The organism is Aurantiacibacter atlanticus (assembly GCF_001077815.2).
GTDB lineage: Bacteria > Pseudomonadota > Alphaproteobacteria > Sphingomonadales > Sphingomonadaceae > Alteraurantiacibacter > Alteraurantiacibacter atlanticus.
In genome coordinates, this window is record NZ_CP011310.1 from 869,319 (window position 1) to 895,314 (window position 25,996).

At 58.8% G+C, this 25,996-nt stretch carries 25 protein-coding genes; 6 read left to right on the forward strand and 19 right to left on the reverse strand.

From position 1 onward, the window contains the following. Positions 1–142 precede the first annotated feature (142 nt). Entirely contained in the window at positions 143–952 is an 810-nt protein-coding gene (locus CP97_RS16465; protein WP_048884933.1) for a hypothetical protein, read from the reverse strand. Between CP97_RS16465 and CP97_RS16470 the strand changes: the two genes are divergently transcribed. Continuing rightward, on the forward strand, positions 951–1,046 hold the full coding sequence (locus CP97_RS16470) for a hypothetical protein (protein WP_227819665.1): 96 nt from the start codon (positions 951–953) through the stop codon (positions 1,044–1,046). The genes CP97_RS16465 and CP97_RS16470 overlap by 2 nt on opposite strands. 71 nt (positions 1,047–1,117) lie before the next feature. On the opposite strand, the gene acnA is transcribed toward CP97_RS16470, so the two are convergent. Next, positions 1,118–3,790, reverse strand: a complete 2,673-nt coding sequence (acnA, locus tag CP97_RS04255) for an aconitate hydratase AcnA (RefSeq protein ID WP_048884934.1) — start codon at positions 3,788–3,790, stop codon at positions 1,118–1,120. A gap of 166 nt (positions 3,791–3,956) precedes the next feature. On the opposite strand from acnA, the gene CP97_RS16280 reads away from it, so the two are divergent. Beyond that, entirely contained in the window at positions 3,957–4,133 is a 177-nt protein-coding gene (locus tag CP97_RS16280) for a hypothetical protein (protein ID WP_161485436.1), read from the forward strand. Here CP97_RS16280 and CP97_RS04265 read toward each other — a convergent pair. Then, complete coding sequence (locus tag CP97_RS04265; RefSeq protein ID WP_048884936.1) at positions 4,130–5,032, reverse strand: DMT family transporter; 903 nt, start codon at positions 5,030–5,032, stop codon at positions 4,130–4,132. The two genes, CP97_RS16280 and CP97_RS04265, sit on opposite strands and share 4 nt — an antisense overlap. A gap of 153 nt (positions 5,033–5,185) precedes the next feature. On the opposite strand from CP97_RS04265, the gene CP97_RS04270 reads away from it, so the two are divergent. Next, positions 5,186–6,628, forward strand: coding sequence for a L,D-transpeptidase family protein (locus CP97_RS04270; protein WP_227819666.1), 1,443 nt, complete (start codon positions 5,186–5,188; stop codon positions 6,626–6,628). 16 nt (positions 6,629–6,644) lie between these two features. On the opposite strand, the gene CP97_RS04275 is transcribed toward CP97_RS04270, so the two are convergent. From CP97_RS04275 to ispG, 5 genes are all read right to left on the reverse strand, one after another. Further along, on the reverse strand, positions 6,645–7,424 hold the full coding sequence (locus CP97_RS04275; protein WP_063612355.1) for a murein L,D-transpeptidase catalytic domain-containing protein: 780 nt from the start codon (positions 7,422–7,424) through the stop codon (positions 6,645–6,647). 188 nt (positions 7,425–7,612) lie between these two features. Then, positions 7,613–8,542 carry a hypothetical protein gene (locus tag CP97_RS04280; protein ID WP_048884937.1) on the reverse strand — a complete coding sequence of 310 codons (930 nt, stop codon included), beginning with the start codon at positions 8,540–8,542 and terminating at the stop codon, positions 7,613–7,615. Between the two features lie 5 nt (positions 8,543–8,547). Next, the gene (locus tag CP97_RS04285; RefSeq protein ID WP_053106536.1) at positions 8,548–9,099 is read right to left on the reverse strand and encodes a retropepsin-like aspartic protease family protein; all 552 of its coding nucleotides are present in this window, start codon (positions 9,097–9,099) and stop codon (positions 8,548–8,550) included. Positions 9,100–9,124: 25 nt separating this feature from the next. After that, positions 9,125–10,066 carry a histone deacetylase family protein gene (locus CP97_RS04290; RefSeq protein WP_048884938.1) on the reverse strand — a complete coding sequence of 314 codons (942 nt, stop codon included), beginning with the start codon at positions 10,064–10,066 and terminating at the stop codon, positions 9,125–9,127. Between the two features lie 3 nt (positions 10,067–10,069). Beyond that, entirely contained in the window at positions 10,070–11,206 is a 1,137-nt protein-coding gene (ispG, locus tag CP97_RS04295) for a flavodoxin-dependent (E)-4-hydroxy-3-methylbut-2-enyl-diphosphate synthase (protein ID WP_048886712.1), read from the reverse strand. 85 nt (positions 11,207–11,291) lie between these two features. Here ispG and CP97_RS04300 point away from each other — a divergent pair, with 85 nt between their 5' ends. Continuing rightward, on the forward strand, positions 11,292–12,299 hold the full coding sequence (locus CP97_RS04300; RefSeq protein ID WP_048884939.1) for a zinc transporter ZntB: 1,008 nt from the start codon (positions 11,292–11,294) through the stop codon (positions 12,297–12,299). Between the two features lie 32 nt (positions 12,300–12,331). Continuing rightward, entirely contained in the window at positions 12,332–14,089 is a 1,758-nt protein-coding gene (locus tag CP97_RS04305) for a cation:proton antiporter domain-containing protein (RefSeq protein ID WP_048884940.1), read from the forward strand. Positions 14,090–14,104: 15 nt separating this feature from the next. Here the strand turns inward: CP97_RS04305 and CP97_RS04310 are convergent, their stop codons facing one another. From CP97_RS04310 to CP97_RS04360, 11 genes are all read right to left on the reverse strand, one after another. Continuing rightward, on the reverse strand, positions 14,105–15,361 hold the full coding sequence (locus tag CP97_RS04310; RefSeq protein WP_048884941.1) for a sensor domain-containing phosphodiesterase: 1,257 nt from the start codon (positions 15,359–15,361) through the stop codon (positions 14,105–14,107). Positions 15,362–15,420: 59 nt separating this feature from the next. After that, complete coding sequence (locus CP97_RS04315; protein ID WP_048884942.1) at positions 15,421–15,939, reverse strand: GNAT family N-acetyltransferase; 519 nt, start codon at positions 15,937–15,939, stop codon at positions 15,421–15,423. A gap of 59 nt (positions 15,940–15,998) precedes the next feature. Beyond that, positions 15,999–17,225, reverse strand: coding sequence for a mechanosensitive ion channel (locus tag CP97_RS04320; protein ID WP_063612500.1), 1,227 nt, complete (start codon positions 17,223–17,225; stop codon positions 15,999–16,001). Positions 17,226–17,313: 88 nt separating this feature from the next. Next, positions 17,314–18,201: an RDD family protein gene (locus tag CP97_RS04325; protein WP_048884943.1), complete on the reverse strand. Its 888-nt coding sequence runs from the start codon at positions 18,199–18,201 to the stop codon at positions 17,314–17,316. Further along, complete coding sequence (locus CP97_RS04330) at positions 18,198–19,247, reverse strand: stage II sporulation protein M (protein WP_048884944.1); 1,050 nt, start codon at positions 19,245–19,247, stop codon at positions 18,198–18,200. Before CP97_RS04330 ends, CP97_RS04325 begins: the two co-directional genes overlap by 4 nt. Further along, positions 19,247–20,584, reverse strand: coding sequence for a DUF58 domain-containing protein (locus CP97_RS04335; protein WP_048884945.1), 1,338 nt, complete (start codon positions 20,582–20,584; stop codon positions 19,247–19,249). The genes CP97_RS04330 and CP97_RS04335 overlap by 1 nt, the downstream gene beginning before the upstream one ends. 4 nt (positions 20,585–20,588) lie before the next feature. After that, a complete protein-coding gene (locus CP97_RS04340; protein WP_048884946.1) occupies positions 20,589–21,545 on the reverse strand; it encodes an AAA family ATPase in 957 nt (318 codons plus the stop codon). Between the two features lie 2 nt (positions 21,546–21,547). Continuing rightward, on the reverse strand, positions 21,548–22,807 hold the full coding sequence (locus CP97_RS04345) for a hypothetical protein (protein WP_048884947.1): 1,260 nt from the start codon (positions 22,805–22,807) through the stop codon (positions 21,548–21,550). Further along, the gene (locus CP97_RS04350) at positions 22,804–23,460 is read right to left on the reverse strand and encodes a hypothetical protein (RefSeq protein ID WP_227819667.1); all 657 of its coding nucleotides are present in this window, start codon (positions 23,458–23,460) and stop codon (positions 22,804–22,806) included. The genes CP97_RS04345 and CP97_RS04350 overlap by 4 nt, the downstream gene beginning before the upstream one ends. 70 nt (positions 23,461–23,530) lie before the next feature. Further along, a complete protein-coding gene (locus CP97_RS04355) occupies positions 23,531–24,013 on the reverse strand; it encodes a GNAT family N-acetyltransferase (RefSeq protein ID WP_048884948.1) in 483 nt (160 codons plus the stop codon). 10 nt (positions 24,014–24,023) lie between these two features. Further along, complete coding sequence (locus CP97_RS04360) at positions 24,024–24,920, reverse strand: prephenate dehydratase (RefSeq protein WP_048884949.1); 897 nt, start codon at positions 24,918–24,920, stop codon at positions 24,024–24,026. Positions 24,921–25,041: 121 nt separating this feature from the next. On the opposite strand from CP97_RS04360, the gene CP97_RS04365 reads away from it, so the two are divergent. Further along, positions 25,042–25,725, forward strand: a complete 684-nt coding sequence (locus CP97_RS04365) for a c-type cytochrome (protein ID WP_048884950.1) — start codon at positions 25,042–25,044, stop codon at positions 25,723–25,725. Positions 25,726–25,996 lie beyond the last annotated feature (271 nt).

Genomic DNA, 25,996 nt, shown 5'->3' on the forward strand with positions numbered 1-25,996 from the left:
AGGCTGATTTCGCGAAGGATCAAGAGAGATTACGCATGTCGGTACGCATGGCCATTGCGAAACTGAGCGCCGCAGTTGCAGGCGCGGGCACTTTGATCGGGGGGGCGGTGCATGTTGCAGAATCGCAGACCTCCGTCGTCCGTTACAAATCGGACAAGGATGCCGCACCACAACAATTGGTGGACGTGAAGACACAGCGCCCGGCACCCATGCCGACGCCGCGTGCCCAGCGCCGTTTGCGCCGCACGATTGAACGTGAATGCTGCGAGGAAGAGGCAGAGTATGATCTCGCCGGGGTTCCTCTTCCACTTCCCCCGCTTCCCGCTGCGCCTCTCCGCGCCAGTGGCAGTAGCCAGCCCGTTGTGATCGGCGGTTCGGGAGGATTTGGCGGCGGCTTCTTCGGCGGCTTCTTTGGCGGCAGCGGTGGTGGCGGCAGCGCCAGTGCGGTTGTCGACATGAGCACGACCACGACAACAGGCGGCGAAGGGACGAGCGGCGATATCATCATCGATATCGACAATTCCTCGACTGGATCATCAACATCGACTTCGGGCGGTTCGACATCCAGCTCGACTTCGAGCGGCGGTTCTTCGGGTGATGTGTCATCCTCCACTTCGTCGGGCGGGTCTTCCACTTCGACCAGCACGGGTGCGATCACCAGCACGACGACGTCCGGCACAGTGACGAGCACATCCTCCACTTCGGGCGATGTCAGTTCGTCATCCTCCGGTGATGTAAGCTCTTCAAGCTCCACATCCTCATCCACATCAAGTTCAAGTTCGACCTCCGGTGATGTGAGCACTTCGACCAGCACTTCGAGCTCGGGGGATATCTCTACCTCGACAAGCACATCCACCAGTACGTCAACCTCGACCAGTTCGGGTACGACGACCAGCGGAACCACTACCAGCGGCACGACGACTTCGGGTACGCCGGTTCCTGCTCCGGGCATGCTGTTGCTGTTTGGCGCTGGCGCTGGCGCGGTTCTCATCCGCCGCCGCCGTCGCTTCAGCGATGATGGCGGAAAGCAGCCTGAAGTCAGCTAGGCTGCGGAAAACGGCAAAAAAAGGGCGGCCCCGCAAGAGGCCGCCCTTTTTTTTGTGTGTTTTGAATGTCGCTACGATGCGAGCTTGCGCAGCACGTAATGGAGGATGCCGCCATTGCGGTAATATTCCATTTCATTCGCGGTATCGATGCGGCATTTCGCGGTGAAGTTGAATGTCTCACCATTCGCGCGGGTGACTTCCACGCTCACATCCTGCTGCGGCGAAAGGTTGCCGAGACCGAGGATCGAGAAGCTGTCATCGCCGGTCAGGCCGAGCGTGTTGCGCGTGTCACCGTCGGCAAATTGCAGGGGCAAGACGCCCATGCCGATGAGGTTGGAGCGGTGAATACGCTCATAGCTTTCCACAATTACCGCACGCACGCCCAACAGGATCGTGCCCTTGGCTGCCCAATCGCGGCTGGAACCGGTGCCATATTCCTTGCCGCCGACAACCACCAGCGGCGTACCGTCCGCCTGATGTTTCATCGCCGCGTCGTAAATCGGCATGGTCTCGCCATTATAGGTGGTGAAGCCGCCCTCGATACCCGGCACCATTTCATTCTTGATGCGGATATTGGCAAAGGTGCCGCGCATCATGACTTCGTGATTGCCACGGCGCGAACCGTAGGAGTTGAAATCCTTCTTCGGCACCTGATGGTCCACAAGATAGGAGCCGGCAGGGCTGTCTTCCTTGATTGAGCCTGCCGGGCTGATGTGGTCGGTCGTGACGCTGTCACCCAGCACAGCGAGCGGCTTTGCCCCGACGATATCCTGCACCGGATCAGGTTCCATCCCCATGCCATCGAAATAGGGCGGGTTGGCGACATAGGTGCTGGATGGGTTCCAATTATACGTGTCGGACGCATCGACTTTGATCGCCTGCCAATGCTCATCACCCTTGTAGACATCGGCGTAGCGGTTCTCGAACATCGAGCGATCGATATTGGCGGCGCGGTTTTCTGCGATTTCCTGATTGCTGGGCCAGATATCGGCCAACATCACGTCCTGGCCATTCTGGTCCTGCCCGATTGGCGTAGTGGTAATGTCCTGCGTAACAGTGCCTTTCAGGGCGTAGGCAACCACAAGCGGCGGGCTGGCGAGGAAGTTTGCACGGACATCGGGTGACACGCGCCCTTCGAAATTGCGATTGCCCGAAAGGACGCTGGCGGCAACGATATCGTTATTGTTGATTGCTGCGCTGATCGGCGGAGCAAGCGGACCGGAATTGCCGATACAGGTGGTGCAACCATAGCCGACCAGATCAAAACCGATGGCATCGAGATCAGACTGCAATCCGCTTTTTACGAGATAATCCGTGACCACCTGCGATCCGGGTGCAAGGCTGGTCTTGACCCACGGCTTGGGCATCAGGCCCTTGGCGCGCGCCTTCCTGGCGACAAGGCCAGCGGCGATCAGCACATCGGGATTGGAGGTGTTGGTGCAGCTGGTAATCGCGGCAATCACGACATCGCCATCGCCAACATCGTGATCCTTGCCTTCCACCGCCACGCGTTCTGGCTCAGATTTGGAATAGACGTCCTTGAGATCATTGTTGAACAGTTCGCCCACCATCGGCAGCGCGACCTTGTCCTGCGGGCGCTTGGGACCGGCAAGGCTGGGGACGACAGCGTCCATGTCGAGTTGTAGCGTGCTGGAGAAGATTGGTTCGGCTTCGGGTGTAAACCACATGTCCTGTTCCCGGGCGTAGGCTTCGACCAGGGCTATCGTTTCTTCTTCGCGGCCCGTCAGACGCAGATATTCCAGCGTCTTGTCGTCAATGCCGAAAAAGCCGCAGGTTGCGCCATATTCGGGCGCCATATTGGCGATAGTGGCACGGTCTGCGAGGCTGAGATTTGCGACGCCTGGGCCATAAAACTCGACGAAGCGGCCAACCACGCCATGTTCACGCAGCATCTGCACGCAGGTCAGCACCAGATCGGTTGCGGTCACGCCTTCGGCCATGCGGCCATCGAGGCGGAAGCCAACGACTTCGGGGATCAGCATGGAAATCGGCTGGCCGAGCATGGCGGCCTCTGCCTCAATCCCGCCAACGCCCCAGCCCAGCACGCCAAGGCCGTTGATCATAGTGGTATGGCTGTCGGTGCCGACGCAGGTATCGGGATAGGCGACGAGCTGGCCATCCTGATCCTCGCTCGACCACACACCACGGCCGATGTGTTCGAGGTTAACCTGGTGGCAGATGCCAGTGCCCGGCGGCACAGCAGAGAAGTTCTTCAGGCTCTTTGCACCCCATTTAAGGAAGTCATACCGTTCCGCATTCCGCTCATATTCGAGGGCCATGTTGTTTTCAAATGCCTTGGGGTGGCCGAATTCATCGACCATCACAGAGTGATCGATGACGAGGTTGACGGGCACTTGCGGATTGATCTTGGCTGTATCGCCCCCCAGCTTGCCGATCGCATCGCGCATTGCAGCCAGATCGACCACGCAAGGCACGCCGGTGAAATCCTGCAACAGCACGCGTGCAGGGCGATACTGGATTTCGTTGCCGGTCGCGGGGTTCTTCTGCCAGTCCACGATGGCGCGGACGTGATCTTCACCGACAGTGAAGCCTTCATCCTCGAAACGCAGCATATTTTCCAGCAGCACTTTCATCGAATGGGGCAGACGGCTGACATCGCCAAATTTCTCTGCCGCGGCATGCAAGGAATAATAGGCATATTCCTTGCCATTCACGTCGAGTGTCTTGCGCGTGTTGAGCGAGTTGGCGCCAACCTGGGTCATGTGCTGGGTTTCCTGTTTAACGGTTGCGTAATCACCCCTCCTGATGCGAGGAGAGGGTCATGTTTTGGCGCGACCTGCGCGTTTGGCGGCGGCACGTCAAGTGGGCGGGCCAATATTGGCGCTGCAGGCAATTTTGTTACGCATTTCTGCAATAAAGGATTGGTCGATGGCATTGGGAAATCCACAGGGCAAAAAAGCACCCTTGGGCGTGTTCGTCATGCTGATTGCCCTGGTCGTGGCAGCTTTCCTCGGCGCTGCTGCGGGGCTGATCTGGCAGGGTTCGGACTGGTTTAGCGAAGAGCCTGAAGAAGAGGTGCTGACCAAGCGGGCGCAACCGGTTTAGCTGGCAGGATCGGACAGGGCCTTGCGCTTGCGCCGTGCCTTGGGCGCTGCGATCCAGCAGGCGACAACTATCAGCACCACGCCGATGATTGTCGGCCCTGTGACAACTTCCTGAAAGAACATCCAGCCGAACAGCGCAGCCCAAAGGAAGCCGGTATATTCCACCGGGACCAGCACCTGCGCCTGCGCGCGGGCATAGGCCCAGGCAAGCATCATGGAAGCAGTTACGGTGAGAATGGCAGCCATGCCGATGGTCCCCAGCTCCGGCATAGCGGGCATTGCAAAGAAGAAGGGCGCGGCCAGCAATTGCACCAATCCGCCCACGCCAGAGTGAAATGTCGCCACTTCCAGCGGCCCGGCAAGCTGTGACTGGCGCCGCATCACGACGAAATTATAGGCGTAAAGCACAGCGGAAAAGAACAGCGAGGCAAGCCCCAGCGCAGCGCCTTCGTCAAAATCGCTGTGGCCAAGCCGTCCGCTGACAATGACCAGCGTTCCCGCAAGCCCCACCAGCGATGCCCAGATGGCTGAGCGCGAGATGCTTTCTCCCAGCAACAGATGCGCGAAATAGAGCGCGAGCAGAGGGGCGACAAAACTGATCGCGATGGCTTCGGCGATGGGCAGCTTGGTCAGCGCATAGAAGAAGGACAGTGCCATCACGGCAGACACGATGCCGCGTTCGATATGCAGACGCAGAATGCGCCCGCGCGGCCAGGTGAATCCACCGCCAAGCCAGAATGGCGCGACAACCACGGCAGCAAACAGAGAGCGTAACAAGGATGCGCTGTAAACGCCGGCCACCAGGGCCGCATTCTTCATCAGCGCGTCCATCAGCGACAGCAGGCCCACTCCGGCAAGCGCGACAAGGAAAGGCATCCACAGGCGATGGGCTGGTTGCATCTCTGCGTCCTGTAGAAGCCCAATCCCTGGCCGTCACCTTGGATTAACGGTGAACGATGCCGGTTCAGGCCCGTGAAAGCGCGAATGCTTGATAGACTTGGGCTAAATCGGCACTATTTAAGCTTGCCCTTGATGAACAGGAACACGAAACTGATGCGTATTGCCGGTGCCTTTGGCGTTATTGCCATGTCCGCAACTCTTGCTGCCCCCGGCATGTCCCAGACCATGTCCGCGCAGGACATCCTGCAGGATGATGATTCTGTCGAGGCTTCCGATACGCAAGTCACCGTACCGCAGGATCTGAGGCCGGAAATTTTCCAGGAGGAACCGGTGCATGATGATGCACCGGATCGGGTCCAGGAGATCCCCGGCTTCCAGTCCGGCGAGGTAGTGCAGGCCGATCCACGTATTGTGGAAATGATGCAATGGCCACTGGCCCATGCCGATGCACTCGTGGAGGTGATCGAGAATATCGGCGCTGAGGGCCTCGATCCGGCCGATTACCATGCCGATCAATTGCGCGCCGAGATCGCTCGTGGACCGGGTGAGGAACTGGATGCCCTGGCCAGCGAAGCTTTCGCATGGCTGGCAGAAGATTTGCGCGACGGACGCACGCCAATGGAATCGCGCCGCCAGTGGTTCGTTGTGGATCCCGATGCTGATGTTTTGGCGACAGGCGCGCTCATGACAGAGGCGCTTGAAACGGGCGAAATTGCACGGGTGCTGGGATCGCTTAACCCGACCCATCCCGATTATGCCGCCCTGCGCGAAGCACTGGCCGCCACGCCGGAGAGCGATACGCAACGTCGCAGGATCATCCGCGCTAATATGGATCGCTGGCGCTGGCTGGCGCGCGATCTTGGCGCGCAGTATCTGATTACCAATGTGCCCGAATACCAGCTGCGGCTGACGGTGAACAACCAGATTATCCGGTCTTATCGCACCATTGTCGGCGCGCCGGGACGCACCGCGACGCCGCAATTGGCCGAAACGGTGGAAGGCGTGGTGTTCAACCCGACCTGGACAGTGCCACAAAGCATTGTGCGAGGCGAAGGGCTGGGCAACCGTGTCCTCAACAACTCGAACTGGGCGCGTGCAAATGGCTATACTGCCACGCGCGGCAACAATGGCTGGGTCACTGTCGTCCAGCAGCCCGGCCCCGACAACTCCCTTGGCATGATGAAGCTCGACATGCCTAATCCGCACGCCATTTTCCTGCATGATACGCCTGCGCGTGGCCTGTTCAACAGCGATAACCGCGCCCGCAGCCACGGCTGCATCCGCGTGGAAAGAGCACTGGAACTGGCGATGACGGTGGCGATTCTGGGTCAGGGCGCATCGCGCGATGAAGTTGTCAGCATCTCGACCAGTGGCGAATATACCCGTGTTCCGGTCGAACGCACGATGCCGGTCTACATCACCTATTTCACCATGGGCGTGGATATCGACGGCAATCTGCGCACCTTTGATGACATTTACGATCGCGATGCACCGGTGCTGGCCGCGCTGGATGCGCCGCGGGTCGGCAATCGCGCGCGCGAAAGCGACGAAGAAGTGATCGAGATTGTGGAAGATGCCCGCACCACGGTAAGCTGAGGTGAAGGGTTAAGACCTACCGATCGAGATCGGTCTGTAAGCCGGGGTTGGCTTCCATATACGCACGCTCCAGCGCGCTTTGTTGCTCCGCCGAAGCAAGAGCGCCTTGCTCACGCGCGTGGTTATTTGCAGCCAGACGATGGAAATCGACCGGCTCCTGCGCGGGCCGGGCAATATCCGCGCCAGACGGTCCGATGCCCAGCGTATCGGCGAACAGCAATCGCCCGCCGGCAAGCCGGACCAATGCCTGTGGGAATATGTCGGGCGCAAAAGCAAAGCAGCCGTTGGAGCGGCCAAGCCGGCCCCAGCGTGCGACATGTTCCGGCGTGGAATAGGATGCGGCGTGCATCACGATGGCGCGCGGAAAGGCATTGGAATTATCCTGATCGAGCCCGCCCAGGCGAACAGACGTGCCATATCGCCCTTCATACCATTCCCAAGTGATATACGCCCCGCGGCTGGTTGCCCAGCTATCGTGAAGGTTGGAATATCCGTTGAGCCAGCCATCATGTTCCGGATCGGAGCCGCTGCCATGGCTGACCAGCACACTATCCGCAGTGCCCGCTTCGAGATTGACGAAATGGAAACGTGGCAGGCTTGAATGAAGGCCATAATCGGCAAGGCCGACAACATCGCTGCGCCATAGCGTATTGCCATGCCGTGCCACTTCGCGTGCGGCCACATCGAGCAGGCGGCGCGTACGCGGATCGGGCGCAGCCTTGGCGAAAATACGTGCAGGCGTAGCCAATGCAGCGCTTGCGGCAAGGGACGAAGTGAGAAGCTGGCGACGGTTCATTACTCTTGCATACACGATCTAAGTTGAACAAAGTCCATACAAAACCCCGGCTCTTTAGCTGGACCGGTAAAGAAGCGCGCTCACTTGCATCTGAATGAAGCGCATTGTCTCTTTCGTGCCCCTTTTCGCGCTCTCAGCAAGGCGCTACCCTTCTGCAGGGGTGTTTCTATCGGCGTCTGGAAGGCCACTTAACCAGACAAATTAGCAATCGCCTGAAGGCTGGCGCGGATATAGGCATCATCATGGTGACGATGCGTCCCCACGAAATGCACGAACCTTGCATCATCGTCCCACGCCTCTCGCCAGTAATTGAGATAGCGATCATAGGGCAGTATCAATAGCGAGGTTTCGTTGGACAGGAGAAAGTTCGACGTGACCTGCTCGGTGCCCCAGATGCTCACGTCATGCTCGCCAATGATGGCTTTCATCTCGGCAAGAAAAACGGAGGCCAGTCGGCGGCCTGCACCCAGTGCCGCAAAGCCCGCAAATCCGGAACATCCGCGCACATATTCCCAGCCGCGCGCAGTATCGATCCGGTCAAAGCCGGATTCGATGCGTGATTGCACATGCGAGTCCTTCGCGCCTTCGGGGTAAAATTGCTGGAGGAATTCCGGCAGTGGCAGCGGACCGATGGAGGATTCAGCTTCGCCCAGAAACAGGAAGCTGCGATTGCGGGCAATGGCATCGACCACATCGGGCACAGGGCCTAGCGTCACCGTGTCACTATCGAGCTGGATCCAGTATTCACCGCCGCGCCGGTCAAGAATAGTGAGCAGGCGTTCCCATGTGCCGCCTTTCGGAAATTCTCCGAGCACTACATCTTGAATCCGCATGATTTCGGGATCGCTGCAATGATGCGCCAGAATAGCCTTGTCCTGCGCGGTCAGCGTTCCGTCATCAAGAATGGCAATGCGTCCCCGATCCAATTCGTGATGGAGGCTTTTGACCGCGACCAGATAGGGCAGCAATACCGCCGTTCCGATCATGGAAAACAGCACCACGCCATCCTGCCTTGCGGCGATGGGCGGTGTCTGGAGGATCCCGGTAATCGCCTCTGCATGGCGCGTGGCTTCAAGCTTGCTGCGCCAGCGCCGAGGTAGAAGGCTGCTCATGTTCATGTCGGTCAGCTTTCCAGCATCATGCGGTCATCCGCGATTTCAACCGATTGCACAGTGGAAAGAAAAGACTGGCCCAGAAGCGAAATGCCAAGCCCCTCAGGAATGATGAGCGCCTCCACGTCATGCGCTTCGAAATTGCCTACTGTCACGCGGTTAAGTCGCGTCTGCACACCGTGGACAGCACCGCTGGCACCCCGCGCCACAGGGCCGACTTCGCTGGCATCCCAGTAAAGACCCATAGCTGCCGCGTCTTCACCGGTCAGCGCGATCACGCTTGCGCCTGTATCGACCATCATGCGTGCGGTGGTGCCATCGACCACAACATCGGCATAGAAATGGCCGTCCGATGCGCGATCAAGCACGGTTTCCGTGGCCCAAGTGGCAGAGCCTGCGCCACTGCCCACCATTGCCAGCGTTTCACCATCGCCATGTCCATCTACCTGCGCGCCATCGGCAACAGAGCCCTGCGCGGCATCATCATCGGCGATCATCGGCATGGCGAGGCCAAGCAGACCGCCAGCGACCAGCACGCCGGCCAAAGGTATGCGGATATCCATGGTTTCGAAGTCTAACGGAGTGATCTTAAACCCCGGTAAAGGCCGCCTGACCCTTTTTCAGCATCGCAATATCGGCCTGCGGATAGGCCATGGCGAGCATCGTGCGTGCGTGACGCGCTGCTACCTCGGACTGATCCCTCCCATATCCCCCGCCCAGCGCGCTAGCCAATGCCAAACCCCTTTTTCGCGCTTCGCCAAGGACATAGCGATCGCGTGCTACCAATCCATCATCGCTAAGAGAGAGCCGGCCAAGCTTGTCATTCACATGCGGATCGACCCCCGCCTGATAAAGCACAATATCGGGTAAAAACCTGTTCATCACGCGGGGTAAATGCGTTTCGAGCACTTCTAGATAATCAGCATCGGCCATCCCGTCAGGCAACGCCACATCGAGGGTGGAGCGGGCCTTGCGAACAGGGAAGTTCTTCTCCGCATGAAAGGACAGGGTAAAAACGTCTTCGCGTCCAGCCAGGAGACTGGCGGTGCCATCGCCCTGATGCACATCGCAATCGATGATCAGCACACGCCGCGCATCGCCTTCTGCCACAAGGCGATTCGCGGTGACGGCGAGATCGTTGAAGACGCAGTAGCCGGCGCCCGTATCATGCAACGCGTGATGGCTGCCCGCTGCGCTATTAGCGGCAAAACCGTGCTGCATGGCAAGTTTGGCAGCGAGCCATGTCCCGCCATTGGTGTGCCGCACACGGTTGGCGATATGCGCAGTTACGGGGAAGCCGATGCGTCGTTCCTTCTCGCGGGGGACATTGGCGGTGAAGACCTGCTCGACATAATCAGGGCAATGGATGGCTTCCAGCCAGCTTCGCGGCATCGGATGTGGCGCATGTTCTGTAATGGCGAAGCCGCTGTGCCGCAGCGCCGTCATGACAAGTTGATATTTGTCGAATTTGAAGGTGCCGCTAGTGGGTGGCGGGGCCATGTAATCGGCGTGGTGAACGACGTGGAGCAAGCTTCACGCCGGGACACTATCTGCCGCGCCTGCATCGATCATGTCGGATTCAATCTCGGCCGCCTTGGCTTCGACCAGCGTCACGATATGATCGAGCATGTCTGCGCTTTCGACATGATGATCGGTCACGCCCGATAGATAGACCATGTGCTTGCCCGCGCCGCCACCGGTGATGCCGATGTCTGTTTCGCGCGCTTCGCCGGGGCCATTGACCACGCAACCCAGAACCGAAAGCGAAAGCGGGGTCTTGATATGTTGCAGGCGTTCTTCCAGCGCCTGCACTGTCTTGATAACATCAAATCCCTGGCGCGCGCATGATGGGCAGGACACCACGCGGACACCACGCGTACGCAGGCCAAGTGACTTGAGGATCTCGAAACCGACGCGCACTTCTTCTTCAGGCTGCGCTGAAAGCGACACGCGGATCGTATCACCAATGCCGGCCCACAGCAGATTGCCGATGCCGATAGAACTTTTTACCGTGCCGCCGATCAATCCGCCAGCCTCTGTAATGCCGAGGTGGAGTGGGCAATCGACCGTCTCTGCAAGGCCCTGATAAGCAGCAACGGCTAGGAAAACGTCGCTCGCTTTCACCGCGACCTTGTAATCGTGAAAGTCATGGTCTTGCAGCAGCTTGATATGATCAAGCGCGCTTTCCACGAGCGCTTCGGGGCAAGGCTCTCCGTATTTTTCGAGCAAGTCCTTTTCGAGGCTGCCAGCGTTTACGCCAATGCGTATTGCGCAGCCATTGGCCTTTGCGGCGCGAACCACTTCGGCCACACGCTCGCTACTGCCGATATTGCCGGGATTGATGCGCAGGCAGGCAGCACCCTTGTCTGCCGCTTCCAGCGCGCGTTTGTAGTGGAAATGGATGTCGGCCACGATGGGAATGGCGGATGCCCGTGTGATCTTGTCGAAATGCGCTGTTGACTCAGCCGTGGGGCATGAAACGCGAATGATATCAGCGCCCGCATCCTCACACCGGCGGATCTGGTCAATCGTGGCAGCCACATCCTCGGTCGGCGTGTTGGTCATGGTCTGCACGGTGATCGGAGCATCGCCGCCAACAGGCACATTGCCCACCATGATCTGGCGTGACTTGCGGCGATCGATCATGCGCCACGGGCGCACTGCGGAAATGGCATCAGCTGACATGTCCGCCGATATAGACGCTGGCGTGTGAAGGGGCAATGACAGGAGAAATCGAATAGTGCAGGGTGCAATTATGCTCGAACAGAACATTACAGACGCGACCGAAGGCACTGATCCGTTGATCTTCGCCAGGGTGCTTGACGGGAAGGGCGGCGGCTATTCCATCAATCGGGCAGATGTGGACGACTGGACGCCCTCCGCACCCGGTGAAGTCCTATGGGCACACCTTCGCCGTAATGTGCCGGAAATGAAGACCTGGCTGGTTGATGTGCTTGGTGTCCCGGCTGCAACAGCGGTAATGCTGGTTTCCGATTCCACACGGCCACGCGCCTTGCGCGAAGGCGATGCCCTTGTTGCCACCCTTCGCGGGATCAATTTCAACCCCTCCGCCCAACCAGAAGACATGATCTCCCTGCAATTATGGTGCGATGGCAACCGATTGATTACCTTGCGTAAATTGCCGATGCAGACCCCGCGTGACATCATCGCGCTGCTTGATGACGGCAGAGGCCCGGTCGATGCAGGCAGCGCAATTGTCCAGATTGTTGAGCGCCTCGTCATCCGCATGAACCAGTCGATGATCGATATGAATGACAAGATCGACGAGCTGGAAGACGCCGATATCGAAGAAGAGCCGGAAAAATTGCTCGAACAGATTTCGACAATCCGGCGCAATTGTCTGGCGCTCAAACGGCACATGGCGCCTCAGCACGAAGCGCTCGAACAGATAAACCGCGATGCACCAGCATGGTTTGAAGATCATGACCGGCGTGAGATCGTGGAAAGTATCGCTCGCTTGCGCCGCTATCTCGACGATATCGACATCAGCAAGGAAAGCGCGCTGGTGCTGCAGGACGAATTGCGCGCGCGCAGTCTCGCCAGCAGCGAATCTGCAACCTACATGCTGACTATTGTTGCCGGTATCTTCCTGCCTTTGGGTTTCATCACCGGACTGATGGGGATCAATGTGGGCGGCATGCCTGGTGTGGAGGATGCATATGGCTTCTGGATTGTCGCAGGTCTGTGCGGCCTGATTCTGGTCGGCCAGCTGTTGCTGTTCTGGAAATGGAAATGGCTGTGATCACCTTTTTCACCCGGCTGGAGGCCTGAGCGATGGAAGAACATGCCGGACCAATGCTGGGTGACATCCTACTGATGCTGGGTTTTGCATTGGTGGCGGTGCTTGCTTTCCGGCGCGCGGGGCTAGGGGCGACACTTGGCTATCTGGTGGCTGGGGCCTTGCTGGGTCCGCATATGCTGGGGTTGGTTGGCAACGCCGAGCAAATGGCCGGAATTGCCGAACTGGGCATCGTAATGCTGCTGTTTGTGGTCGGCCTGGAACTCAGCCCAGCGCGATTGTGGCGCATGAAAAGTGCCATTTTCGGGATGGGATTGGCGCAGGTAGCGGCCTGCGGACTGGCGGTAACCGCTACGATTCTGGCGCTGGCAGGTTATACATTTGAAGCCGCGCTTGCGATCGGCCTGCCACTTGGCCTGTCTTCCACCGCGCAAGTACTGCCCTTGCTGCAGTCAGCGGGGCGGCTGCGCACCCCGCTTGGTGAGCGCGCCTTTGCCATCCTGTTATTTCAGGACCTCTCGATCATCCCGCTGATTACCATCATTTCTGCGATGAGCCGCAATCCCGCGCAGGAAACGGGCCATTCCGGCTGGCTTCTCGGGCTGATTACGCTGGGCGCGATTGCCGGGCTGATCATTGCTGGTCGTCTGCTGATCCGACCACTGTTTCGCCTGATCGGGGGATTGGGCGAACGCGAGCTGTTTATCGTCGCCGCATTGTTTACGGTTATTGCCAGTGCGGTGGTGATGCAATCGCTCGGCCTGTCGGCTGCATTGGGCGCATTTATCGCCGGTGTCATGCTGGCCGATACCCCTTACCGGCACGAGTTGGAGGCCGATATCGAGCCTTTCCGCTCCATTCTTCTGGGCCTCTTTTTCCTTGCGGTCGGCATGATGCTCGATCTGAACGCGGTAGCCCAGAATCCCTTCTTCGTGATCGGTTTTGCAGTTCTTCTTATTTTGGTGAAGACCGCAATCATCATGGGGCTTGGCCTGTTGATGAAGATGCGTTGGCGCGCTGCCCTGGCGTTGGGCCTGTTGCTTAGTCAGGGCGGCGAATTTGCCTTTGTGCTCTATGCGCAGGCACGGTCCGCATTGCTGATTGCGCCTGAATCTGTCAGCATTTTCGGGGCCGTCGTCACCTTGTCGATGGCTGCCACGCCTTTCCTGATGATGGCCACGCGTCGCATACGGCAGGAACCGGGTGGCACAGAGGAAACCCGCGAAGAGCCAGTGGATGAGAGTGCAAGCGCAGTCATCATCGGATATGGCCGGTTCGGGCAGAGCGTTGCCAATACCTTGCAGGTCGCCGGTCTGGCGCTCACGATTGTCGAGCGGAAAACTGCGCAGATTGATCTCGCCGAAGATTTCGGCAGCAAGGTCTATTTTGGTGATGGAAGGCGGCTCGACCTGCTGCGACAAGCTGGGGCTGGTGATGCGCAGCTGATCATGTTCTGCACCGATGAAGTGCCCGACACGCAATTGATCACATCAGTGCATGATGCCTTTCCGCAGGCGACGATCTATGTGCGCGGTTTTGACAGGCGTTCCATCATAGATCTTGCAAATAGCCCGGTCGAATATGTGATGCGCGAGGTAAGCGAATCGGCCCTTCGCATGGCCCTTATGGCGTTGGAGAATGTTGGTCTCAGCGAAGAAGAGATCGAACGCGCAGAGGCGACCTACAGGGAAAACGATCACCGTCGCATGGAATTGCAGATCAAAGGCGGCGATATCTATGCAGCACAGGAAATGACGCGCGAACAGCAGGACGCTCTACGAGGCGAAAACTGAGGGCGCAAACCCGAATTATCGAGGTTGGGCACCGCGATCCAGAAGGAAGCGCTGTGCCGCAACGATCGGAAGCGGGCGGGCATAATAATATCCCTGCCCGCAATCGACGCCCAATTCGCGCATGATCTTTTCTTCGCCCTCGGTTTCAATTCCCTCGGCAATCAGTTCGCAATTCAATTCATGCGCCAGATGTACAAGTGCCGCTGTCATTGCCTTGCACGCTGGATCGCCCTCAATTCCCCGCGTTAGAACCATATCCATCTTCAGGATATCGGGTTGCAAATCGACGATGTGGCGCAGGCCTGCATAGCCTATACCGACGTCTTTTTTGAGCGCGATGCGCGCATAAGGCTTGATAGCGGCGATTTCGCGCGCCAACTTCGAAAGATCATTGGCTTGGCAATGCTCGGTAATTTCGATCACCAGACTGGCGGTGGGGGTATCCTGAAGCAACTTGCGCAGTGCACCAGATGCCACTGTTGCCGGTGACACATTGATCGTTGCATAGACGCCTTCTGGCAGGTGCGCGACGGTATCGAGTGCGCAGGAAACGGCAGTCAGTTCCAATTCCTTGCCAAGGCCGACCAGTTCGGCATCTTCAAACCATGCATCAGGGCCGCGCTTCGTCAGATCAGGGAAGCGGGAAAGGCACTCCACACCCACAGGTTTGCCCGTCTCAAGCGAGATGATGGGCTGCTGGAAAGTAGAAACGCCATGCCCATCAAGCATGGATTCGACCAGCGCGCGCGCCTCTGGGCGGCTGACGTCTTTTTCAAGAGCGCTCTCGATACGTTCCGTTACAAGGCTGGCAAAACTCTTCAGAATCGCGAGATCCCGCATATTGAGCGTGTGGTCCGGGTGGTGACCCATCGCGCAAAAACTACCCCAGACCGTTCCGTCTGCCAGCCGCAGCGGCGTGCTTATGTGACAGCCCACGGGCAGAGACTTGGTAATCGAAAGGTCTTTGGCCAGCGGAAAATCAGCCGGGTCGGGGATCAACTCCGGCAGACTGCCTTGCAGGATATGCCAGCAATAAGAATTCTCTCGCGGCTCCTGAAAGCCCGGCCCCATATGCAGGTCATGATCGCTGCTGACATGGGTGAGTTCGCGCTTGGCATCCTCAATATAGCGGGAAACGAAGGCGATTTCCACGCCGATATGCTCGCGCACGCTGGCAAGAATGCTCTTGATGCCCGGATCATTGATAAATTCATCGGTCAGCCGGGAAGCCGGGCTGGGGCATTGGGGAAGGATATATGCGACCTGTGACATTGAGACAAATGTGCCCAAAAAGAGCTAATGGCGGCTTAATCCGGTTGCGCAAATCGCCCCTAAAGTATCAATTCATACAGAAGTTCATCGTCGCGCTGCTCGCCAACCCAGAAATCGATATCGGCAATTTTCGCAAAGCCATAGCGTTGGTAAAATCGCTGCGCGGCGACATTTCCACTCCACACTGATAGCTGGATTGCATCGCAACCGCGTTGCCGAGCGTCGTCCAATGCCCAATCGATCAGAGCTGCGCCTATTCCTTCGCCGATCCGGGCAGGGTCACAATAAAGCTGGCCGAGCCCAAGTGGATTGGCAGCGTCGGAATGTTCGGCATAACCGCTTGGTTGCCTGACTTTGATAAATCCGGTCAGCGGCCCGCCATCGTCATCCTGCGCTAGCCGATGGGTGATCTCCGGATTCTCAATCTCTGCGGTAATAGCGCTGGCGCTATAGGCCTCTTCCAGAAAGACCGAGAGATCTTGCGGGCGATAGAGATGTTCGAAGGCGGCACAAAAACTGGATCGGCCCAAATGGGCGAGGCTTTCGGCGTCCGAAATGAAGGCGGGGCGCAGTATCATGGCTCTGCGCCCCGTAACTTCATTCAATGTCCGTCGTAAAGACCGGACACCCAATTCGCCTATGCGCCAGGGGGCAGATCCTCTGGGTCGGCAGTGGGGGCGACATGTGCCGTTGCGCTGGAGGACGCATCGTCCATTTTCCGGTCAAGCTGTTCCAGCTTGCGCGCCGCCCATTCACGCCCACCCAGGCCAAAGGCCAGCGCACCGGCGACCGATGCACCCACCACCATTGCGGTGAAGGCGGTTCCGGTGATGACTTCGCCAACGCCGGTGAAGTTAAGCCCCATGAAGGTGAAGAGGATGATCGTCGCCCATTTGACAATCTGCCCGGCTGCGCTGCCGCCAGTGCCAGCAAGCACGCGTTCAAGAAGATTTGCCAGCAGGAAGCCGAAGCCGATCACTACCGCACCAAAAATCACGCGGCTGCCGAGTTCGAGCACTTCGTTGAGGATGGCGGTGAGTTCAGGAAAGGCCAGCAGCCGTGTCGCCGCAATGGCGAAAAACAGGATAATAGCCACCTGTGCTACGCGGGCAATGATGCTGGACGCATGCGTTCCATCGGGCAGGAGGCCGCTTTCCGCCAGAGAACGGTCAACGCCGAGACCAGCCAGCAATTGCTTCAATATATCCACCACGAAGCGGCTGATAAGATAGCCCAGCCCAAGCAGGATCGCCGCACCGATGATGCGCGGAATGGCATCGAAGATCAGTTGCAGCATATCGCTTGCAGGTGCCGAAATGGATTCCAGGTTCAATGCTTCGAGCGCCATGATCGCGACCGGGATGATGACGAGGACATAGACGATCACGCCAATGGTCCGGCTGATGGTGGCATTGCCGGTGACATTATCGACGCCGCCCCTGTTCGCCCATTTGTCGAAATCGACGGTCTGCAAGGCGGTGACGGTCAGATCGCGCAGGATCCGCGCCACCATAAGGCCGATAAAGAAGATCAGCGCCGCACCGATCAGATTGGGCACAAAGCCCATGATCGAATCCAGCAAAGTCGTGACCGGCCGCATTACGCCGCCAAGATCAAACACCTGCAACACAGCCAGCAGGCCGAATAGCCAGATAAGGAGGGAAACGATCTTGCCCAGTTGCAAGCCGAGGCTTTCGCCGCTGGACGTTGCTCGCTGGAGGAATGAGACATTGTCTACCAGCTTGGCGAAAGCCCATTTCGCAGCTTTGGCGAGCAGCCAGGTGACAATCAGGATGACGACAGCCAACCCGACCTTTTCCAGGATCTGCACGGCGAGATCCGGATCAAAGCGATATCTGCTCATTATATTCCTTCCCGAAGTCTGTTCATTTTCATTGTCTAACATGGGAGTTCGGTAAATGCGAACGGGCGCCGGGAGAAGTTACCCCTGTTTACGAATGCTTATTCCGTTTGCGCCTGCCAAAGCGCATTCCACTTTCCAGATGACCGCGAAGGGCAGCGTAAAAGGCTTCCAGGAATTCACGTTCGTCTCCGCGGCCGATTTGCCAGCCGATCTTGGTAGCAATGGCTTCTGCCACATCGCGCAGTGCGGTGGTCTGGTCCTGCCGCAAAACTCTTTCGAGTACCTGCAATTCATGTTCGCCATAGACAGATAGCTCTGCCTCACCGAAACGGTATTCGGTACTGCGATCGGGCGCGAGCGACATGGCTTCCTTGAGCTTGGCGGACTTGGCCTCGACCACCCAGGTTCCAGCAACAAGGTCGCCAGCACGCAAGGCATCCCTGTTGCAAAACGGAAACAGGACGAAAACCGCCAACCAGAGGCCCGCTGCCGCGCCGGAAATGCCTGCTTCGTGCATTCCGCCAAGCAGGAAGAACAGGGGTAGGAAAACTTCCACATCGCGCACCAGATTGCGGGCAATAACCATTTCTGCGGTTAGCCTTCCGCCATCGCGCGCGGCAACGCGCAGGCCTAGCAGGCGTTTGCCCGGTGTCGCTGCGCGCGGGCCAAGTTCGAACCACAGGAAATAGCCATAGCGAGCGAGAAAAAGCAGCAGGACAACCAGCACGATGACAAGTTCCAGCACCGGATTGGCAATAAACCCGGTTTCCAGTTGGAAAAGGCCAATGCCTACTCCGGCCAGCGCCATGAAAAAGACAATCACACCGATGGTGATGATTATGAGATCGAGGAGCAGCGCCGCGGCTCGCGCGCCGCGGCTTCCCACTGTCAGCGGCAAAGCAAGGCCTTCTGGCGTTACCAGCATACGATCACGCTTATCCGGATCACGGCGTAAGGCGGCCAATTGACCGCTCATGTCTCGCTCTCGCGCGGTTGCTTCACGGTAAGGAAATAGCCCAGCCAGAACAACAGCATGAAACCCCCGATAAGCAGGCGCGAGCCAGTATCGCCGACCAGTTGGCGGGCATAGCCTTCCAGCAATCCGGCAACTACCAGCATGATTGTACACCCGGCCATCACCTGCGCGGCGCGCACACCCGCATCCTGCATCGCTGCAAGAATCGATCGTTCTCCAGGGAAGGCCATCGTGCGGCCAACATGCATGCCTGCCGCGCCTGCCAGCAGGATGGCACCAAGTTCTGTGGTGCCGTGGATCGAGAGCCATGCAGCAAATTCAAGGCCCAGCCCGGCATCGGCAAACACCCAGAACATAGCGCCTAGTACGGCCATATTATAAACCAGCAGCAATAATGTCGGGATGCCGAAAGCAAAGCCCAGTGCAAAGGCCATGATGGCAACGCCCGTATTATTGGAAAACAGCGATGCGGCAAATACTGTCAGCCCTTCAGAGCCATCCGCAATGCGAAGGCTTTCCTCCAACACCGCACGCTCTGCACCTGGCGCACGCCCGCCTGACATGCCGCCAGGAACGAGCGAGTAGAACCAGTCCGGGTCGCGTGCCACCAACAGCCAGCCTACCGCTGTGCCCGCTACCATCACTGCAAATGCAATGCAGATGTCGAGCCATATGGCGCGGACAGATGCGCTCCACCCGCCAACAAAAAAACGTCGCAACCAGCCGATGAAACCGATGCGAGGACCATATATCTGGAACCATGCGCGCCGGACCAGCGCCTCGAGATAATCTAGCGTAGCCGCATCGAGCGAAGTTTCGCGCGCCACGGCAAGACTGGAAGCGGTTTTGCGATAGAGCACCGGCAGGTCGAGCAGATCATCATCGCTGATACGGCGCGGACGTCCTTTTTCCAGCGCGGTCACGATTCCTTCCAGCCGCTGCCAGTCCACTTCGCGTTCCAGCCGGAAACGGTCTGACCTGAGCGAGGCGGCCTCGATATCGGCAGGCGGGGCGATTTCCGCAGTTTTGAAGAATGGAAGCGCCATCAGCCGATTGCCTCTGCCCGCTTGGTCTTGAGATACAGATCAATCAATTGATAGCCGATCTTGTCATGCGGGGCTTCGATCACATTGACGCCCAGCCGCCGCAATTGCGTCAACACAAGCGCGCGCTGTCGGGCGAGGGCATCGGCGCTCACCGCGATGGAAATATCGCCCATGCTATCGGGCGGTGTAGCGGCGAGGTCTTCCAATTCGCTATCGACCATGGTGACGAAGATCACCAGATGATGGCGGACCAACCGCTCCACGCTTTCGACCATCAATTGTGCCGATGTCGGGTCAGCAAAATCGGAAAAGAGCACGATAAGCGAACGGCGTTTGAGCCGCGCGGCAAGCGTTGCGAGCGCCAGAGTATAATTCGGTTCGCGGGGCACGTAATCGAGATCTGCCGCCGCGCTTTGCAGGCGATGGAATGCGCGTGTATCGGTGACGAAAGGCGTCATAAGCTGCGGATGATCGGCAAAGCCGAAAAGACTTACCCGATCGCCCCCCTTCAGGGCGACATAGGCTGAAGTGAGGGCTGCGGAAACGGCACGATCGATGCGCGGCAAGCCGTCTACCGGCTCACACATGGACTGGCCGCAATCGAAGGCGAATACCACCTGGTTGTCGCGCTCTGCTTCGTTTTCGCGGGCGTAAAGGGCGGTGTGGCGGGCGCTTGCTTTCCAGTCGATCCGGCGACGGTCCATGCCGGGCTCATATTCTGACAGGGCTTCAAACTGGGTGCCTTCGCCTCGGATACGCCTTGCAACAATGCCGAACTGGCTGTCGCGCAGGAATGCCTGCAACACAGGGGACCGCACGGGCGAAAGATCAGGCCACACCCTGATCCGCCCGTCCAGCGGCTGGTGAATCTGCCGCACCGCCAGCCCTAACGGGCCAGACCAGCGCAGCCACAGATCGTGCAATTCGCCCGTCCCGCGTCGCACTGGGGTAGCCGCGCCCGTGCCGCTAAAGCCATTTGCCGTGCCCGTCGGGCGCAAGCGGAAATTGGTGACGCCGCGCGTGCCAAGGCGCGGCTCGAACCCGATGGAGGCTTCGGGAAGGGCTGCATCGCTATCGCGTTCGATCTGCGCGGTGACGCGCAGTATGGCCGGCTGTCCGACTTCCGCATCGTCAGGAAATGTAAGGTCGATCTGTATACCGCTGCCGGCCAGCCAGCCATCGATCGACATTAGCAGCAGCAGCGTAAGCGCTGCGGCTGGGGCGATAATCCATGCTGTGGGGGCAGTTGCCGCTATCACCACTGCAACCGGCGCCAGCAATGCCAGCAGCAACAGCATGCGCCCGGTCGGAACAATGGGGAGGAACGGGATGCGCATCAAATCAGCGCGGCGCCTCTGTCTCTTCGATCAAGCCAGCGACGAGGTCTTCCACCAGCTTGCCTTCGATCTCTGCCGCAGGTGATAGCAGCAGCCTGTGGCGCAGCGTGGCCGTGGCCAACGCCTTCACGTCATCGGGAATAACATAATTGCGTCCTTGCAATGCGGCCCGTGCGCGTGCCGCATTGGCCAGCAGCACGGCGGCGCGCGGGCTGGCCCCGCTGGCAAGATCGGGGCTTTCACGCGTCGCCCGGATCAACGAGACGGCATATTCGACAACTTCCTGCGAAAGCGTCACGTCCTTTACCGCGGCTTGCGCGGCGGTGATGATATCTGGCGTGGCGATCCGCGCGATGCCAAAATCGGCAGGCTTTTGTGGACCGCTGCGATCCCCGAAACGCCGGATGATCTGAGCTTCTTCTGCAGCGTCGGGATAGGGAACCAGCAGCTTGAAGGCAAAACGATCCAGCTGCGCTTCGGGGAGCGGGTAGACGCCCTGATTTTCGATCGGGTTCTGCGTTGCCACCACCATGAAACTGTCATTCAGATGATGCGTCTCCCCATCCAGCGTGACCTTGCGTTCCTGCATCGCTTCTAGAAGAGCGGCCTGTGTTTTTGGCGGCGTGCGGTTGATCTCGTCAGCCAGCAGCAATTCGCAGAAGATCGGACCGCGGGTCAGGGTGAACTGGCTGGTCTGGAAATTGAACAGATTGGAGCCAAGGATGTCGCCCGGCAAAAGATCCGGGGTGAACTGGATGCGCCCGAAATCGAGACCGGACGCATGGGCAAAACAATTGGCGAGAAAGGTCTTGGCAGTGCCCGGCGGGCCTTCGAGCAGGACATGCCCTTGCGATATTAGCGCGATAAGCAAATGCTCTATCGTCTGATCCATCCCGACGATGGCCTTACCGACCTCAGTGCGGATCGCGCCCGCCAGCTCTGTGGTCTGTTCGAGGGTCATGCTCATCGTTTCAGCGTCCTTTCGAGGGATTTCAATGCGCTCGCGGCGCGGATTATGTCACCTGGCCGACTGGCGGCCTTCAATTCGCTGGCCAATCGACCGAAGCCCGGGCCTTCCACATTGCGCCGTTCCAGCGCGCGTTCAATCGCCGCAGTGCGGGCCTCGGGATTGGTTTCATTGATGCCCAGCGCATCGGCAATGCGCTTGCCCATCAGCGCGGCATAGGGATCGGCCAGCAGGTGGAAACGCTTGACCCGTGCCACCAGCGCCGCACCGTTTCTTGCCAGCTGGCGTTTGCCCTGCGCCATCGCAGGCGCCTCTGCCACGGGTGGACCGAACCGGCGAAAGGCGCGCCACGCGATGATCAACGCGGCCAGCAGCAGGCACAGGGTCGCGGCCAGGAATGGCGGGCGGAAGGCAAGCGTAAGAAGATTTTCGCTTGTTCCAAGACCGGCCAGGGTCAGGTCGAAATATATCGGCATGTCCGCATGGCCCTGCATGGCATTTTCGACCAGAGTCAGGGCAAGTCGCGCACGACCTTTGTCCGCCATGCCGAAATTGTTCATCAGATCGGGCTCGAACACCACTATGGTCGGATAGGGCTCATATCCCTGATCTATCGTGCTGAAGGGCGGCAATTGTGCCACCAGAATGTCACCCTGGCTGTCCAAGATGCGTGCGCGCATTTCGTTGGTCGGCTGGGTAGTCAAGGCCTGAACCTGTGTTGGATCGGGCAGCGGTCCGCCCATGCGCAGACCGCTCCAGCCCTTTGTTTTCCCGATTGCCAGCGCGCCGCCTTCACCAAATTTCAAGGTGTTGAACCAGCTTGGACTGGAGGCGGACGTCAGAAGCACCCAGCCTTTTTCAGCCTCAATATCGGCCTGCTCAGGCACGGGACTTGCCAGCCATTTGGGTAAAATTACCAATGTCGGTCCGCTATCGGTTTTGCGCCGACTTTCGATGATCTCAGCCAGATCATCCACATTGCCGAAATGGGGCGGGGTCAACACCAGCAGGCCGTATTCGTCCTGACCGCCGGGGCTGCGAGACAGGATCACTTCATGGCCCTTGTTTTCGAGCATTGCGGCCAAGGCGGCAAAGCCTGTAAGGCCGTTTGAGGCAGCATGTTCCCCGCCATTGCGATCATTCGATCCCGACCAGCCCTGGCCAATGGCAAAAAGGAACAGGAGGAATGCCCCGGCCCCCACTGTCAGAACGGCGAGCGTAACGCCTGGCCGGAAAGGATTGCGCGCCCGGCTCATGCGGCAAGGCTCCTTTGCTGTAGGGCAAAATCGGAATAAGCATCGCGCGCGGCCTGCCAATCATCGGATGAAAGTTTAGCCAGCGCAAACAGGCTGCGTTCAACCCGTCCGGCGATCACTGCAAAGGCGGTGCGTGCACCTTCGGGAATGCGCGGTTCCGCGGATAATTCGCGTGCGGTACTGGAAGGTTCGACGATGTCGGGGCGGGCCTGGGCGATCTGTCCGACCGAACGCCTGAGCAGCAAATGGGTCGCCTCGTCATAGCGGCCCTCTGCCGCCAGTCGGTCTGCCTCTTCCAGCAGGGCAAGTGCCTCTTGCTGATCGGGAACCCATTCCTCTTCCCTCGACGTCTTTCGTTTTACGCCTAGCGCAGGGCCGATCAGGCGCCAAAGAACATAGGCGAGCAAGGCAACGCCCCCTGCAATCAAGATCCAATAGAGAAATGGCCATAGATGAACCAGCAATGCGCCGATCGGGGAAAGCACATCGCCTAGCCAATGCATGAACTGTATCAGCCAATCGGGCGGTGGGGGCTGATCGGGCAATTCGACACGATCATACTGAATCGAAGCGTCGGCGCGTGTATCCTGCCACGCCTGCGCGAAATCTTCGCCCCGCGCCGGCAGCGCGTCATTCCCCTTGCCCGTGGTCACCGCGGCAAGGTGGCATGGCAAAGGTTACGAAGCAATGACTTGAAGGCCGTAAATTCGTCGAGACCCGCGTTCAACCGATCTCTAATCCCATGCACATGACAAAATCATCTATCGGATAGTCATTGTAAGGCGGACATTCCCGAAACCCGTGTTTTTGATAAAGGCGCTGAGCTGCCAGATATGCGGAGGCGCGCCCGGTCTCCAGGCCCACCCAGCGATACCTACGCGACCGGGCCAACCCCAGCAAATGCGAGAGAATGGCAGAGCCCGCGCCCTTGCCGAGATAGGCGTCTGCCGTGCGCATCGACTTGATTTCGCCCTTTGCAGCATTGATTTCACGCAATGCGCCAATCGCCGCCAGTGCGCCGTCGAGCCGCGCGGTAAAGAAACTGAGATCGCTTTGCGCCAGTTGTTCGGCAGACAGGGCAGGTATCGTGCGGACGGGGGAACTGCGCGGCGCGCGGGCGAGATGCAGATCTATCAGGGCACGCACATCCGGGCAATCCAGCGAATCGGCTGCGATGGTGAAGTCGGGCCTCGCCTTTGCGCTCATCCGGCCCAGCTCATCCGCGTTGGCGTGCGAGGGGATAGCTGCCGAACATCGTGACACCCTTGCAGTGAAAGGCTAATTCTTCCAGTGCGCGGTCTACTGCGGGATCGCCCGGCGCGCCGATGATATCGGCATAGAACATGGTGGCGGAAAAGCTCGCGCCCCGCTGATAGCTTTCAAGCTTGGTCATATTGACCCCATTGGTGGCAAAACCGCCTATCGCCTTGTAAAGCGCAGCGGGAATGTTCTTCACCTCGAAAACGAACGTCGTCATAGCCTCGCACCCGTCGAGCAGATCAGGGGCCAGCGGTTCAGGGGCCAGCACGACAAACCGGGTGGTGTTGTCAGCGCTGTCCTCCACATTTTCATCCACAATGCTCAATCCGTAAAGATCGGCCGCCAGCGCCGGGGCAATAGCGGCAATGCCGGTGTCGCCAAGATCAGCGACATGCGCCGCTGCGCCGGCGGTATCGGCATGGCTGAGCGGCACCATATTGCGGTCACGCAGATATTGACGGCTCTGCGTCAGGGCGTGCGGATGACTGTAAGCAGCCGTGAACGGACCTGCGCCGGGCAGGGCCATCAGTGCATGATGAATGGCAAGAAAATGTTCTCCCACGATGCACAGCCCGCTTTCAGGCAGCAGAAAATGAATATCCGCTACGCGCCCGGCCTGCGAATTTTCAATCGGTATCATCGCGCAGCCCGCCTTTCCCGATTTGACCGCCTCGATCGCGTCGGAAAAGCTGAAGCACGGTAGTGGCAAAGCGGCGGGATCCCATTCCAGCACCGCACGGTGCGAATTTGCGCCCGGTGCGCCTTGAAAAGCGATTGCGTGCGCAGGATCTTCTGCTGCGGCAAGCCGCATTTTTTCGACCATGGCGAGGGCTGGGGGAGCGAAGCTGTCCATTGGATCGAAGCGCCTAGCTTGGCTATTGCAGGTCGACAAGCAGCTAAAGCCCTCTTGCGCGCTGCGCCAGTGGCCACTAGAGCGCCACCCACACCTAATCTCGCTGAAGAACGCCAGAGCTATGAACGATCGCACGAACACCATTTTCGGCTGGGTCCTTGCCAGTTTGATTGTCGCCCTTGGCGGCTCCATTGTTGCCAATACCTATTTCCATGGCGGCGGCGTGGAGATGCCTGAAAATCCCGGTTATGTGATCGAGGCTGCCGAAGGCGGCGCGGGCGCGGATGCCGGCCCTTCGCTGGCCACGCTGCTTTCCACAGGTTCCGCCGATGCGGGCGAGGCAGTGTTTGCCAAGTGCAGCGCGTGCCACACGATTGCACAGGGCGGTGCGTCAGGGATCGGGCCAAATCTTTATGGCGTGCTCGGCTCGCCTATTGGCGGCCATGCGGCAGGCTTTGCATATTCCAGCGCATTGTCTGGCAAAGGCGGCAATTGGGATTATGACAATATGGACGCGTGGCTCACCAGCCCGCGCGTATTTGCCAATGGCACCAAGATGAGCTTCGCCGGCCTTTCCAGCGGGGAAGACCGGGCCAATGTCATTCTCTACATGCTGGCCAATGGTGGCGGACCGGCACTACCGGAACCCGAACTCGAGATGGAAGAGACCGAGGGTGAAGATGGCGTCGATGCCCCAGGCGAAGGCCCGGGTGAAGTCGAAGGCGAATCAGCGGACGCAATTGAGGCGGCTGGCGGCATGGGCGATGATCAGCCGGTCGCCGAAAATGTCGGTGACGATGTCTGACCGCGTTCAGAGATAGAATTTGAAAAACCCTGGTCAGTGCTGGGGGGGTATAGTGACAGCTGCCAGTAGGCGACGGCGTGACAAGCTCCGCTAATTCCGCACTTTGCCTGCAGAATTCTCCATATCTACCGACAATAAGCTCTCGACAGATTCGTTATAAATTTGGACCGTCCGCAATTGCTGTGGATGGCGGAATGTCCCGTTGGCAAAGAAGCAGAGAGTGCGCCATAAACTAAGTGGTTTTGCCAAAGCTCATTCCTGGAACGACGCG

Coding starts and splice junctions, on each gene's coding strand:
- CP97_RS16470 (WP_227819665.1), top strand. CDS start 951: ATGCTGTTGCTGTTTGGCGCTGGCGCTGGCGCGGTTCTCATCCGCCGC.
- CP97_RS16465 (WP_048884933.1), bottom strand. CDS start 952: ATGCCCGGAGCAGGAACCGGCGTACCCGAAGTCGTCGTGCCGCTGGTA.
- acnA (WP_048884934.1), bottom strand. CDS start 3,790: ATGACCCAGGTTGGCGCCAACTCGCTCAACACGCGCAAGACACTCGAC.
- CP97_RS16280 (WP_161485436.1), top strand. CDS start 3,957: ATGGCATTGGGAAATCCACAGGGCAAAAAAGCACCCTTGGGCGTGTTC.
- CP97_RS04265 (WP_048884936.1), bottom strand. CDS start 5,032: ATGCAACCAGCCCATCGCCTGTGGATGCCTTTCCTTGTCGCGCTTGCC.
- CP97_RS04270 (WP_227819666.1), top strand. CDS start 5,186: ATGCGTATTGCCGGTGCCTTTGGCGTTATTGCCATGTCCGCAACTCTT.
- CP97_RS04275 (WP_063612355.1), bottom strand. CDS start 7,424: ATGAACCGTCGCCAGCTTCTCACTTCGTCCCTTGCCGCAAGCGCTGCA.
- CP97_RS04280 (WP_048884937.1), bottom strand. CDS start 8,542: ATGAACATGAGCAGCCTTCTACCTCGGCGCTGGCGCAGCAAGCTTGAA.
- CP97_RS04285 (WP_053106536.1), bottom strand. CDS start 9,099: ATGGATATCCGCATACCTTTGGCCGGCGTGCTGGTCGCTGGCGGTCTG.
- CP97_RS04300 (WP_048884939.1), top strand. CDS start 11,292: ATGCTCGAACAGAACATTACAGACGCGACCGAAGGCACTGATCCGTTG.
- CP97_RS04305 (WP_048884940.1), top strand. CDS start 12,332: ATGGAAGAACATGCCGGACCAATGCTGGGTGACATCCTACTGATGCTG.
- CP97_RS04310 (WP_048884941.1), bottom strand. CDS start 15,361: ATGTCACAGGTCGCATATATCCTTCCCCAATGCCCCAGCCCGGCTTCC.
- CP97_RS04315 (WP_048884942.1), bottom strand. CDS start 15,939: ATGATACTGCGCCCCGCCTTCATTTCGGACGCCGAAAGCCTCGCCCAT.
- CP97_RS04320 (WP_063612500.1), bottom strand. CDS start 17,225: ATGAGCAGATATCGCTTTGATCCGGATCTCGCCGTGCAGATCCTGGAA.
- CP97_RS04325 (WP_048884943.1), bottom strand. CDS start 18,201: ATGAGCGGTCAATTGGCCGCCTTACGCCGTGATCCGGATAAGCGTGAT.
- CP97_RS04330 (WP_048884944.1), bottom strand. CDS start 19,247: ATGGCGCTTCCATTCTTCAAAACTGCGGAAATCGCCCCGCCTGCCGAT.
- CP97_RS04335 (WP_048884945.1), bottom strand. CDS start 20,584: ATGCGCATCCCGTTCCTCCCCATTGTTCCGACCGGGCGCATGCTGTTG.
- CP97_RS04340 (WP_048884946.1), bottom strand. CDS start 21,545: ATGACCCTCGAACAGACCACAGAGCTGGCGGGCGCGATCCGCACTGAG.
- CP97_RS04345 (WP_048884947.1), bottom strand. CDS start 22,807: ATGAGCCGGGCGCGCAATCCTTTCCGGCCAGGCGTTACGCTCGCCGTT.
- CP97_RS04355 (WP_048884948.1), bottom strand. CDS start 24,013: ATGAGCGCAAAGGCGAGGCCCGACTTCACCATCGCAGCCGATTCGCTG.
- CP97_RS04360 (WP_048884949.1), bottom strand. CDS start 24,920: ATGGACAGCTTCGCTCCCCCAGCCCTCGCCATGGTCGAAAAAATGCGG.
- CP97_RS04365 (WP_048884950.1), top strand. CDS start 25,042: ATGAACGATCGCACGAACACCATTTTCGGCTGGGTCCTTGCCAGTTTG.